We start from the raw sequence: 11,350 nt of genomic DNA on the forward strand, positions 1-11,350 counted from the left end.
TCGGGGGATCGTCGTGCTCACATCCGTTGTCAACCGTCGTCGCGCGGGCCAGACCGCCGTGTTCCGCCTGCGCATGCCACCGGCCTTCGATCTTCCGGCGACGGTCGACCCGAACCTCACCGACTCCGCGCGCGGCGATCTCCCCGTCGGGGTGCGCTGGGAATCGGAGACCCTGGTCTCCGCCGTGGCTATCGACGCGGTGCGCCCGACACCGCGCGCCCACACCGTCGCCGCGAGCCGTCCCGTGGTCGGCGTCGAGCCGACCGTCGACCTCGCGGTCCTGCACCGGTTTCGACGGTCGGCGCGGGTGCCGGTGACCGTCGACCTGGTCGTCTCCGATCACCGCTACTGCGGGGCCGGTCCGCTCGCGCGCGCCTACCGCGACACGCTGGGACCGCTGCCGATCGCCTCGGCACGGCGGGTCGCCGCGGTCATCCGGGTACGAGCCGCCGACGCCGCAGCCGGATCGTCGTCCGCACCCGCGGTCGCCGCGCTGCGCACGACGGCCATCCTCACCCGACGGTTGGCCGCGCTCCTCGCCTCGCGCGGCCTGCGGGCGACGGTGTGTACCGCCGACGACCTCGCCGCGCTGACCGACCGCCTCCTCGGTCCCGGACTGATGCCGCCCGCGACGTCGACGGGGATCGGGCTCAGCACCGATGCGACGTCGGTCAGCGGGAACGGTGTCTCGTGGCGCACCTTCGCCCTGTCCCGCGAGTCCGGGCCCGCGGCGGTGCGGGGCGCCGCGGCCGGCGACGCGGTGTCCACGACGACGGTGCTGCGCCTCTCCGGAGCACCGCACGCACCCGTGCTGGGCGGGATGCTCGGAGTCACCGAGTTCCCGGCCGCCGGGCGCGTCTGGCGAACCCCGTCGGCGGACCTCGACCCGCTGACCGGAAGACAGGCGGCCGCCCTGCGCGACCGCCTGCCCGTCGCGGCCCCGACGGTGGATCTGCCGCGATTGCCGGTCGATCCGATCTCGTTGGCGCGGTGGGCTTTTCGCCTCGGTGATGACGGGGCGCTGATCGGTGCGGATGCTGCCGGTCGCGCCGTCACCGTGCCGTTGGCCGGTTCGGCGCGCCACCCCGTCGTGGTCGACGTCGACGAGAGCCTCGCGGCCCTGCTGATCGGGCGGTGTATCGCCGGCGGCGCCTCGATCTCGGTACACACCGACGAACCGGCGCGCTGGGAGCGACTGGTGGGCGCGGTCGGCGATCACGGCGTGCTGGCCCTGGGCGCGACCACCGGCACGGGCGCCCTGGCCGAGGTCGCGCTGGTCGACGAGACCGACGCGCGGGACCCCGAGCGTTCCCGGCGGTTCCGGTTGGTGCCCGAGCAGACCCGCGAAGCCGGTCGACGCGATCCATGGGCCGTGATCCGCGGAGCATCCACCGATCCGGGACGGATCACCCTCGACATCGGTCCCACCGCGATCGACCTCGCCAGCGTCGCCGGGGCAGCCGAATGCGCGCTGCTGCCGGTGCCGGCGGAACCGGTCTAGCGGGAGTCCGGAACCGAATCGCCCAGCGGCACGCGCGCCCGGTAGAACACCGCTTTCGACGAGGCCGAGGCGACGACGACGTCGGGGTCGGAATCCGCCAGCCACACCGCGCGGCCTGATTCCGCCGTCAGGCTCTGACCGCCGCCGCGCACGTCGATCCGCCCGGAGGTGACCGCGAGGATCTGGGGGCCGGGCATGTCGAAGGAGATGGTCGAGGGAGCGTGCAGGCCGGTGCCGTCCAATTCGACACGGGACAGCCGGAATTCCGGGGCCGGGGTGGAGTAGACGCGCTCGGCGCCCACCACCGACACCGTCGGCGAGAGCCGATCCGGGCTCACCGGCGTGAAGTCGAGGACGCGCAGCAACTCCGGCACGTCGATGTGCTTGGGCGTCAGGCCGCCGCGCAGCACGTTGTCCGAGTTCGCCATCACCTCGATGCCGGTCCCCCGCAGATAGGCGTGGAGATTCCCGGCCGCGAGGTACAGGGCCTCGCCCGGCTCGAGGTGGATGCGGTTGAGGAGGAGCGAGGCGAGCACCCCCGGATCGCGCGGATACGCCTCCCCCAGTTCCAGCAGGGTGCGCAGCTCGGCCTCGAACTCCGTCTCACCGTCGGACAGCACCCGTACCGCGGCATCGATGACGGCCGGCACGAGAACGGCCAACACGGCCTCGGGCAGCGTGATCCACGTCGTGAACAGCGCGCGCAGCCCGTTGTGGTCGGGCTGCCCGGCGATCATCCCCAGATAGGGATCGAGTTCGGCCAACGCCAGCCGCGCCAGCAGGTCGACGGTGCGCGCAGGGTCGCGGAACCCGGCCAGCGCGTCGAAGGGCGTCATCGCCAGGATGACCTCGGGCTTGTGCCACGGATCGCGGTAGTTGCGCTCGGGGGCGTCGAGGCGGATCCCGGCGGCGTTCTCCCGGGCGAAGCCCTCGGCGGCCTGCTCGGCGCTGGGGTGTGCCTGCAGGGACAGCGGCTCCTCGGCGGCGAGGACCTTCAGCAGATACGGCAGCCGGACCCCGAACTCGTCGATGACCGGGGAGCCGAGGGCGGCCATCGGGTCGGCCTCGATCTCGGCGAGCAGGTTGCGGTCGGGACGGCCCGCGGCGTCCAGGCACTCCGCCTGGCCGGCCGGATGCGCGCCGAACCACAGCTCGGCCTCCGGGTGTGCCGAGGGCACCGGCAGTCCGCGGATCGTGGCGATGGCCGTGCGCGAACCCCAGGCATAGGGGCGGACCACCCCCTCCAACAGTCGCACGGCTACCGGCCCCCGAGGAGTGCCGCGTAGACCGCCGCCATCTCCAGTCGCGCCGCCAGGACGACGGCGGCCACCAGGCCCGCGGCCCCCTCGTCGGCCGATTCGCCGACCGATCGGGACGGCGACGCCGCCGCGGCGTCGTCGGTCGATTCGTCGGGTGCCGTCCCGACGAGCACCTCGGCGTCGGGCAGCGCGGCCACCCGTCGACGGGCCTGCCACTGCTGGGCGGGACTGCTCAGGACGAACAGCTGGTTGTGGGTGGGCAGGGGCCCGTCGATCTCCGGGTCGTGGAAGATGGCGTCGACGCCGCGCGCCCCGCTCGGTTCGCGCAGCAGGCGCGTCATCGCCGTCGCCAGGTCGACGGCGGTGGCCGAGACTCCGGCGACGGCGAACAGCGTGCTCGCACTGCGCGCGGCCAGTGCATCGCCGGCCGGGCTGTCGCCGCTCAGCACCGGGGCCGCCGCCACCAGCCGCTCGGCCAGCGACTTCGCCGGCGCCCCGTAGACGTCCTGCGAGGGATGGTTGCGCGCCGCCTCGGCGTCGAGGGCGTCGGCCAGGAACTCCAGGTCGAGGTCGCCGCCGACGAAGCGGACCTCGCGCAACCCCTGACACACCGCGATCAGGGCGGCGACGTGCCCGGCGAAGCGGAACTGCTCGGGGACGACGATGCGCGGCGAGAGATCGATCCCCCGACCGCCGACGGCATCGGCGAGCGGACCCTCGATCGGCGCGACGACGACGGTCTCGGCGTGTCGGCGCGCGGCCCGTGACGCGGCATCGGCGAGGGCCGGATCGCCCGCGTCGTCGCCGATCACGACGACGACGTCGAGCGGGCCGATCCATCCCGGCAACGCCGGGGTGGACACCAGCGGGACGTCGAGGCGGGCGGCGGCATGGGCGATGACGAAGCGGGCCGATTGGGCGGCGGCCACCGAGGCGCCGGTGACGACCACCAGACTGCGCGGACGCAACGTCGCGAGCGGCTCGACCACTCCCTCGCGCACCGCTTCGGCCACGGCGCGGACCTGCGCGCCGGAGCGGGCGACGGAGTGGAGCAGACCGTCGACATCGGCGTCGACGAGGCTGCTCGGGTCGTCCAGGTCGGCCCCTGTGGTGCGCATGCCTCCAGCCTATCCTTGCCGGCTTCCTCTCCTGCGCGGACCGGACGGCCCCGGGACGGCGATCGGCGTCGCGCCGCCCGTCGGACTCAGTCGATGTCGGGCAGAACGCGCAAATGCCCGCGGCGGCCCGGCCGCGGGCGCACCGCGGTCGGCTCGGAGAGCAGCGGAGCCGGGCGCGGCGGCAGATCGTCGAACCCGTCGAGCGGCTGCTCGGAGCCGACGGCCACCGACTCGCGCACCGCCTCGGCGAGCGCGGTCAGCTCCTGCTCCTCGGTCGGCACGGCGAAACCGCTCAGGTTGCGCATGATCTCCCACCCGCGGGGCACGGTGATCCGGTCCGCGTGCTCGGCGCAGAGATCCCAGGAATGCGGCTCGGCCGTGCGGGACAGGGATCCGATCACGGCAGTGGAACTGGCGTAGTCGTATGTCAGGGTCGCGACGGCCGGCCGCGAACACGCCGGACGGGAGCACTGACGAGGATGGTTCACGACTGTCAGATTAACCCCCGGCGGCGCCTGTGCGGCCGGGACACACCGGATGAGCCCCATGCGAGCGCTTCGATCGCCGTCCGGGGCATAGACTCGCGCCATGCGACACGAGGCGAGGCCGGGTCCGCGGCGCAGCGGCGCCCCGGCGCCCACCCGCTCGCGCCGGTCACGCGACCGGCGCGACCGCGGCCTGCGCTCCCCGCTGCTGCCGCAGACCGTGCCCGCCTGGACGTCGCGCGCCGACGGGTTCGACGCGGTCGTCATCGAGGCCCTCGCCGACATCGACGCCCGGTGGCATGCCGAGTTGGCGAACCTCAACGTCGCCGTCGACGACGTCCCGCGCATGCTGCCGAGGGATCCGGCCAGCGTGTCCTGGCCGCCGGAGGTGTCGGCGGATCGGGCGATCCCGCTGGCCCGACTCCTACCGGCGGGAATCGATGCGACCGGCGCGCCGACCGCGGCACAGATCGTGGTGTTCCGCCGACCGCTCGAACTGCGCGCGAAGGATCGCGACGACTTGGCCGACCTCGTCCGCGAAGTGTTGATCGAGCAGGTGGCGACGTATCTCGGCATCGACGAAGACACCGTCGAGAACGGGCCGTCGTAGCGACGACCCCCTCCGACAGCGTGTCGATTCGGCTCGGTTGCCTCCGGTCAGATGATGCCGCGCTTGAGGCGCCGGCGCTCACGCTCGGACAGCCCGCCCCAGATGCCGAAGCGTTCGTCCTTCTGCAAGGCGTATTCCAGGCATTCGGCCTTGACCTCGCAGCCCGAGCAGATGCGCTTGGCCTCGCGCGTCGAGCCGCCCTTCTCGGGGAAGAACGCCTCCGGATCGGTTTGGGCGCACAGCGCCCGGTCCTGCCACGTCTCCTCGACCTCGTCGAACAGGGCGTCGAAATCGTTGGGGACGATGGATAGGTGCTGTCGAGCAGCCTGTGGTGCGTTCCCGGCAAATGGCGTCGGGAAGCCGAACGCAGACGAGTCGCCGCCCAGCGGGTTCTCAAATCCCATCTCAGCGTTTCCTCTCGTTGTCGTTAGCCGGCCTCGGTCTCGGTCAGCGAATGTGCTCCGCGGTGTCACGTGGTTCGCCACGAACTCGAACATATGGTCGAATATGCTGTGCCTCAAGACAATTCACATTCGTTGCGCCATAATTCAAACTCGCAAATGACACTGATGTGATTAGACACGTGGACCATCGTCCAGGTCAAGCCGAACGGCAAATTGGGCGTATACCACTACCGAACCGTAATCGGTTGTCTCGACACGTGCTGGAGGGATTGGCATCAATCACACGCACTAGGCTGGACCCCCGTGAAGATCACTGTCCTCGTCGGCGGCGTCGGCGGAGCCCGCCTGCTGCTCGGCGCGCGCGAACTGTTCGGTGCCACCCCGTTCCCGGCCGTGGCCGACCAACCCCCGTCGGACACCGGCGAGCATACCGTGACCGCGATCGTGAACGTCGGCGACGACGCCTGGATGCACGGGGTACGGATCACACCGGATCTCGACACCTGCATGTACACCCTCGGCGGCGGGATCGACGAGGAGCGGGCGTGGGGCCGTCGCGACGAGACGTGGCACGCCAAGGAGGAGTTGGCCGCCTACGGCGCCGACCCCGACTGGTTCGGGCTCGGTGACCGCGACCTGGCCACCCACCTGATCCGCACGCAGATGCTCGAGGCGGGCTATCGGCTGACCGACGTCACCGCCGCCCTGTGCCGGCGATGGAACCCCGGGGTGCGGCTGCTGCCCGCCTCCGACGAGCGGCACGAGACCCACGTCGTCATCACCCCGCCCGACTCCGTCGACGGCGCCCAACGCGCGGTCCACTTCCAGGAGTGGTGGGTGCGCTACCGCGCCCAGGTGTCCACCACGGGCTTCGCCCAGGTGGGCGACAAGAACGCCAAGCTGACCGCCGACGCCGCCACCGCGATCGCCGAGGCCGACGTGATCCTGTTCGCACCGAGCAACCCGGTCGTCAGCATCGGCGCGATCCTCTCGCTCGAAGGCGCCCGCGCCGCGCTGCGCTCGGCGTCGGCGCCCGTCGTCGGCATCAGTCCGGTGATCGACAACAAGCCGCTGCGCGGCATGGCCGACGAATGCCTCTCGGTGATCGGCGTCGAGACCAGCGCACAGGCCATCGCCGCGCACTACGGCCCCCGCAGCGGCACCGGCCTGCTCGACGGGTGGTTGATCGCCGACGGCGACACCGCCGAGGTCGACGGCATCGCGGTCGGCACGGCGCCGCTGCTGATGACCGATCCGCGTGCCACCGCGCAGATGATCCAGGCGGCCTGCGCCCTGGTCGGCGTCGACACCCCCGCGGAGGACTCGTGACGGCCGATCACCGCTCCCCCGGGCCCGTCGAGATCGTCGGGATCCCGGGTCTGCCGGAGTTCCGCCCGGGGATGGACGTGGCCCGGGCGATCCTGGCAGCCGCGACGCTGCGCGACGGGGACGTCGTCGTCATCACGTCGAAGGTCTTCTCCAAGACCGAGGGCCGCCTGGTCGCCGCACCCACCGATCCCGACGAGCGCGACGCGCTGCGCCGCCGGTTGATCGACGAGGAGTCGGTGCGCGTCGTCGCCCGCAAGAACCGCACGCTGATCACCGAGAACGCCTACGGCCTCATCCAGGCCGCGGCCGGCGTCGACGGGTCGAACGTGGCCGCCGACGAGTTGGCGCTGCTGCCGCTGGACCCGGACGCCAGCGCCGCCAGGACACGGGCCGCCTTCGCCGCGGCGGGTGTGGACGTGGCCGTCCTCGTCACCGACACGATGGGGCGCGCCTGGCGCGTCGGGCAGACCGACGTGGCGATCGGCTCCGCCGGGCTGGGCGTCGTCCACGGATACGCCGGCCGCACCGACGCGCACGGCAACGAGCTGATCGTCACCGAGATCGCCGTCGCCGACGAGATCGCCGCGGCCGCCGACCTCGCCAAGGGCAAGCTCGACGGCGTCGCCGCCGCCATCGTGCGCGGCCTGTCCGTCGCCGACGACGGCAGCCGGGCCGCGGACCTCGTGCGTCCGGCCGACGAGGACTTGTTCCGCCTCGGCACCGACTTCGCGATCGCCCGGGGCCGGCGCGAAGCCGTGCTGACCAGACAGTCGGTGCGGACCTTCGCCCCCGACCATGTGGACCCCGACGAGATGCGCGCCGCACTCGCCGAGGCCCTCACCGCGCCCGCGCCGCACCACACGCATCCGGTGCGGTTCGTCTGGTTGCGCGACCGCGCGCGCCGGATCGCGCTGCTCGACGCGATGGGCCGGGCCTGGCGCGCCGACCTGCGCGGGGACGAGAAGACGCCGGAGTCGATCGCCAAACGCGTGCGGCGCGGCCAGATCCTCTACGACGCCCCCGAGGTCGTCATCCCCTTCCTGGTGCCCGACGGTGCGCACACCTATCCCGACGAGCGGCGCAACGCCGCCGAGCACACGATGTTCACCGTCGCCACCGGTGCCGCGGTCGGCATGCTCCTGGTGGCCCTGTCGGCCCGCGAGATCGGCAGCTGCTGGATCGGATCGACGATCTTCGCCCCGGAGGTCGTGCGCGACCAGCTGGGCCTGCAACGGCACTGGGAGCCGCTGGGTGCGATCGCCGTCGGCTATCGCACCGATCGCCCCGACGACGGCTCGAATCTGCCGCCGCGCCCGGCCGCCGACCCGACCGGGTTGGTGGTGGAGCTGTGAGCGTCCATTCCTCGGTGCGCGAGGCCCTGATCGCCTGGGAGCCGGCCGACGACGGGCAGGATGTGATGCGACACACCTACCTCGCCTTCCTCGACGCCGCGCCGGACGGCTGCCTGCGCGCCTGCGAGCCCGGGCATATCACCGCCTCGGCGCTGGTGGTCGACGCCGATGCCTCGCACGCCCTGCTCACCCTGCACCCGCGGATCGGCAAGTGGGTGCAGCTCGGCGGCCATTGCGAACCAGAGGACGCCTCTATCGAGGCGGCGGCGCTGCGCGAGGCGACCGAGGAATCCGGCGTCGACGGGCTGACGCTGCTCCCCGGACCGGTCCACCTGCACACCCATCCGATCACCTGCTCGCTCGGCGTGCCCACCCGCCACCTCGATGTGCGCTTCCTCGTCGTCGCACCGGCGACGCCGGACGGCTCACTACCCGATCCGGTGCTCAGCGACGAGTCGCTGGACCTGGCCTGGTTCCCGCTCGACGAGCTGCCCAATCCGGAGCTGGCACCCCTCGTCGAGGCGGCCCGGGACCGATTGCGCTGAGCACGCTGTTCGCGCGGCCTATTCGACGACGATGCCCTTGCCGATGGTGACGATGCCGCCGGGGCTCACGGCGTAGCGCTCCCGGTCGCGCTCCAGGTCGACGCCGAGCTGGGCCTCCGGGGAGATCACCACGTTCTTGTCCAGGATCGCGTTGCGGACCACGGCACCGGAGTTGATGCGGGCCCCGGGCATGACGACGCAGTTCTGCACCACCGCGCCGGCCTCGATGATCACGTCGGTGGAGATGACCGAGCCGCTGACCGCCGTGGCCTTGACGATGGACCCGGCACCGACCACCGAGTTCTGCACCGAGCCGCCGAGGATGAACTTCGCCGGCGGCAGATTCGTCGTCTCGCCGCGGATCGGCCAGCGGCGGTTGTACAGCGTGAACGCCGGGTCGGGCGAGACGAAGTCCATGTGCGCGTCGAAGAAGGCGTCGATCGTCCCCACGTCGCGCCAATAGCCGCGGTCGCGCTCGGTGGCGCCGGGCACCTCGTTGTCGCGGAAGTCGTAGACCGCGGCATCCCCCTTCGCGACGAACGCGGGGATGATGTTGCCGCCCATGTCGTGGTCGGAGTCCTCGTCGCTCGAGTCGGCGCGCAGCGCCTCGATGAGCGCGTCGGTGGTGAAGACGTAGTTGCCCATCGACGCGAGGGTGACCGCCGGGTCGTCGGGGGTGGCGGGCGGATCGGCCGGCTTCTCCACGAATCGGGTGATCCGGCCGGAGCCGTCGGTGTCGATACAGCCCAGCGACGACGCCTCCTCCCGCGGCACCCGGATCCCGGCGACGGTCGCCCCGGCCCCCGACTCGATATGGGCCGCCACCATCTGTGACGGGTCCATCCGGTAGACGTGGTCGGCGCCGAAGACGACGAGATAGTCGGGCTTCTCGTCGTACACGAGGTTGAGCGACTGCAGGATGGCGTCGGCGCTGCCGGTGAACCAGCGTTTGCCCAGGCGCTGCTGCGCCGGGACCGACGTGATGTATTCGCCGTGGAATCCACTCGACCACCAGGTCTGCGCGATGTGGCGGTCCAACGAGTGGGACTTGTACTGGGTCAGCACGCAGATGCGCTCGTATCCGCCGTTGACCAGGTTCGAGAGCACGAAGTCGATGAGGCGGTAGGTGCCGCCGAAGGGCACCGCCGGCTTGGCGCGGTCGGCGGTCAACGGATAGAGGCGCTTCCCCTCGCCTCCGGCGAGGACGATCGCAAGGACGTGCGGCGCTGCTCTCACCCCTCAAACCTAACCCAGCAGTCGGTCCCGCGCTCACGACCGCGCGACGGTGAGGTCCACCGAGAGCGTCACCGCCACCGATCCGGCCGGTCCGACCAGTTCGGCCGCCCGGGCGCGCAGCCGATCCGGTTCTGCGTGGAAGGCGCTGGGCCCCATCGCCACCGCGTCGGCGACCTCGGCGGCACCCCAGTCGTCGCACCTGGTGAACGCCGCGCGGTGCACCGACGCGAACCCGGCCCGTGCCAGCCCGGCCGAGAGCCGCTCGTGTTTGTCCGGCTCGACGCCGACCATCCCCATCGGCTCGACCAACTCCCCGAGGTGCTCGGGGCGCGGCGTGACGACGACCAAGAATCCACCGGGTTCCAACACCCGGCGCACCTCGTCGAAGCCGCGGGGCGCGAACACCGAGACGACCGCGGCCGCGCTGCCGTCGGCGACCGGCCACGGCTGCCACAGATCCGCGACGACGGCGGCCGCGCGCCGGTGTGCCCCGGCGGTCGCGCGGGCGGCGTATTTCGAGAGATCCAGGCCCAGGCCCAGCGCGTCGTCGCGCGCGTCGAGACATGAGGCGAGGTATTGGCCGGTGCCGCACCCGGCGTCGACGAGGAGCGGGTGCGCCGACGTCGCCGGCAAGCCGTCGGCGACGGTCCGTGCGACGGCGTCGCGCAGCGCGCGATACGGCGGCGAGTCGAGCGCGTCGCGGCGGGCGGCGATCATCGCCGCGGTATCCGACGACAAGCCGCCGCCACCGCCGCCGCGCAGCAGTGAAACGTAGCCCTGACGGGCGATGTCGAACCGGTGCCCGGACGGGCATCCCAGTGTGGTGGGGAGCGCCCGGTGCAGCGGCGAACCGCAGACCGGGCAGCGCAGGGCGCCCAGAACCGGACCGAGCGCGCCGCCCCGGACTCCCCCTGCGGGTGCTGGCGTCAGCCGGCGACCCCGCGCAGTTCTTCGCCGAGCGCGGCGGCCTCTTCGGCCGTCAGCTCTACCACGAGGCGTCCGCCACCCTCGATCGGGATGCGCACCACGATCCCGCGGCCCTCCTTGGCTGCTTCCATCGGGCCATCTCCGGTGCGTGGCTTCATAGCCGCCATCGTTGCAACTCCCTCCGAGTTTTCGATTCGCTCTATCATAGCTGGTCACCGCTGTGGACACCGCCTCGGCCCGGTGGGGACCCCCGACGACGGCGCGGCTAGTGCCCGCCCTCGCGCCCGCCTTGCTCACGGTCGCGCAGTGCCTGCGCGACGCCGCGCAACTCGTCGATCTCGCGGGCCAACTTCTCCAACGCCCAGTCGACTTCGGCCTGCTTATAGCCGCGGAACACCAGTCCGAAGCGGAGCCGGCGGACGTCCTCCCCGCTGATGCCGGCGCGGGGCAACTCGGTGACGGTCACGTCGTCGTCGACCTCGGCCAGCTCTTCGCCGCGCCCGAACACGAACCACACGACGGCGAACAGCAGGCCGCCGACGAGCCCGAGGGCCGCCGCGTAGCCAATGACCATCATCATCGGA

Annotated in this window: 13 protein-coding genes and 1 pseudogene; 5 read left to right on the forward strand and 9 right to left on the reverse strand. The window is 72.1% G+C overall.

Translation table 11 applies throughout. From position 1 onward, the window contains the following. Window positions 1-13: 13 nt before the first annotated feature. A complete protein-coding gene (locus HUN08_RS12115; protein ID WP_124247224.1) occupies window positions 14-1,501 on the forward strand; it encodes a type VII secretion protein EccE in 1,488 nt (495 codons plus the stop codon). Here the strand turns inward: HUN08_RS12115 and manA are convergent. The 3 genes from manA to HUN08_RS12130 form a co-directional block, all read right to left on the reverse strand. Next, entirely contained in the window at window positions 1,498-2,757 is a 1,260-nt protein-coding gene (manA, locus tag HUN08_RS12120) for a mannose-6-phosphate isomerase, class I (RefSeq protein WP_124247223.1), read from the reverse strand. The two genes, HUN08_RS12115 and manA, sit on opposite strands and share 4 nt — an antisense overlap. A gap of 2 nt (window positions 2,758-2,759) precedes the next feature. Then, the gene (locus HUN08_RS12125) at window positions 2,760-3,878 is read right to left on the reverse strand and encodes a hypothetical protein (RefSeq protein ID WP_124247222.1); all 1,119 of its coding nucleotides are present in this window, start codon (window positions 3,876-3,878) and stop codon (window positions 2,760-2,762) included. Window positions 3,879-3,964: 86 nt separating this feature from the next. Next, a complete protein-coding gene (locus HUN08_RS12130; protein WP_301546703.1) occupies window positions 3,965-4,366 on the reverse strand; it encodes a DUF3499 domain-containing protein in 402 nt (133 codons plus the stop codon). Window positions 4,367-4,466: 100 nt separating this feature from the next. On the opposite strand from HUN08_RS12130, the gene HUN08_RS12135 reads away from it, so the two are divergent. Continuing rightward, entirely contained in the window at window positions 4,467-4,973 is a 507-nt protein-coding gene (locus HUN08_RS12135) for a metallopeptidase family protein (protein WP_124247220.1), read from the forward strand. 47 nt (window positions 4,974-5,020) lie between these two features. Here HUN08_RS12135 and HUN08_RS12140 read toward each other — a convergent pair whose 3' ends face one another. After that, window positions 5,021-5,278, reverse strand: coding sequence for a WhiB family transcriptional regulator (locus HUN08_RS12140; protein ID WP_174900991.1), 258 nt, complete (start codon window positions 5,276-5,278; stop codon window positions 5,021-5,023). Between the two features lie 402 nt (window positions 5,279-5,680). Between HUN08_RS12140 and cofD the strand changes: the two genes are divergently transcribed. Genes cofD through HUN08_RS12155 form a run of 3 tightly spaced genes read left to right on the forward strand, consistent with a single transcriptional unit; the run spans window position 5,681 to window position 8,603 of the window. Beyond that, a complete protein-coding gene (gene cofD / locus HUN08_RS12145; RefSeq protein WP_124247218.1) occupies window positions 5,681-6,706 on the forward strand; it encodes a 2-phospho-L-lactate transferase in 1,026 nt (341 codons plus the stop codon). Continuing rightward, window positions 6,703-8,058, forward strand: a complete 1,356-nt coding sequence (locus HUN08_RS12150; protein ID WP_124247217.1) for a coenzyme F420-0:L-glutamate ligase — start codon at window positions 6,703-6,705, stop codon at window positions 8,056-8,058. Before cofD ends, HUN08_RS12150 begins: the two co-directional genes overlap by 4 nt. After that, the gene (locus HUN08_RS12155) at window positions 8,055-8,603 is read left to right on the forward strand and encodes an NUDIX hydrolase (RefSeq protein WP_301546704.1); all 549 of its coding nucleotides are present in this window, start codon (window positions 8,055-8,057) and stop codon (window positions 8,601-8,603) included. Before HUN08_RS12150 ends, HUN08_RS12155 begins: the two co-directional genes overlap by 4 nt. An 18-nt stretch (window positions 8,604-8,621) precedes the next feature. Here the strand turns inward: HUN08_RS12155 and glgC are convergent, their stop codons facing one another. The 5 genes and pseudogenes from glgC to HUN08_RS12175 all read right to left on the reverse strand — a co-directional run bounded on the left by glgC (window position 8,622) and on the right by HUN08_RS12175 (window position 11,346). Then, the gene (gene glgC / locus HUN08_RS12160) at window positions 8,622-9,839 is read right to left on the reverse strand and encodes a glucose-1-phosphate adenylyltransferase (protein WP_124247216.1); all 1,218 of its coding nucleotides are present in this window, start codon (window positions 9,837-9,839) and stop codon (window positions 8,622-8,624) included. 33 nt (window positions 9,840-9,872) lie between these two features. Then, on the reverse strand, window positions 9,873-10,577 hold the full coding sequence (locus HUN08_RS12165; RefSeq protein ID WP_301546705.1) for a methyltransferase domain-containing protein: 705 nt from the start codon (window positions 10,575-10,577) through the stop codon (window positions 9,873-9,875). A 33-nt stretch (window positions 10,578-10,610) separates the two neighbouring features. Then, a pseudogene (locus tag HUN08_RS18550) lies at window positions 10,611-10,769 on the reverse strand (putative RNA methyltransferase); the annotation flags it as partial. Continuing rightward, complete coding sequence (locus HUN08_RS12170; RefSeq protein ID WP_007322703.1) at window positions 10,766-10,933, reverse strand: DUF3117 domain-containing protein; 168 nt, start codon at window positions 10,931-10,933, stop codon at window positions 10,766-10,768. The gene HUN08_RS12170 and the pseudogene HUN08_RS18550, both read right to left, overlap by 4 nt. Window positions 10,934-11,031: 98 nt before the next feature. Then, window positions 11,032-11,346, reverse strand: a complete 315-nt coding sequence (locus tag HUN08_RS12175) for a DivIVA domain-containing protein (RefSeq protein WP_301546706.1) — start codon at window positions 11,344-11,346, stop codon at window positions 11,032-11,034. Between the last annotated feature and the right edge of the window lie 4 nt (window positions 11,347-11,350).

Origin of the sequence: Gordonia sp. X0973 (genome assembly GCF_013348785.1) — a bacterium.
In the GTDB taxonomy this organism is placed as follows: domain Bacteria; phylum Actinomycetota; class Actinomycetes; order Mycobacteriales; family Mycobacteriaceae; genus Gordonia.

Coding starts and splice junctions, on each gene's coding strand:
- HUN08_RS12135 (WP_124247220.1), top strand. CDS start 4,467: ATGCGACACGAGGCGAGGCCGGGTCCGCGGCGCAGCGGCGCCCCGGCG.
- HUN08_RS12170 (WP_007322703.1), bottom strand. CDS start 10,933: ATGGCGGCTATGAAGCCACGCACCGGAGATGGCCCGATGGAAGCAGCC.
- HUN08_RS12175 (WP_301546706.1), bottom strand. CDS start 11,346: ATGATGATGGTCATTGGCTACGCGGCGGCCCTCGGGCTCGTCGGCGGC.
- HUN08_RS12125 (WP_124247222.1), bottom strand. CDS start 3,878: ATGCGCACCACAGGGGCCGACCTGGACGACCCGAGCAGCCTCGTCGAC.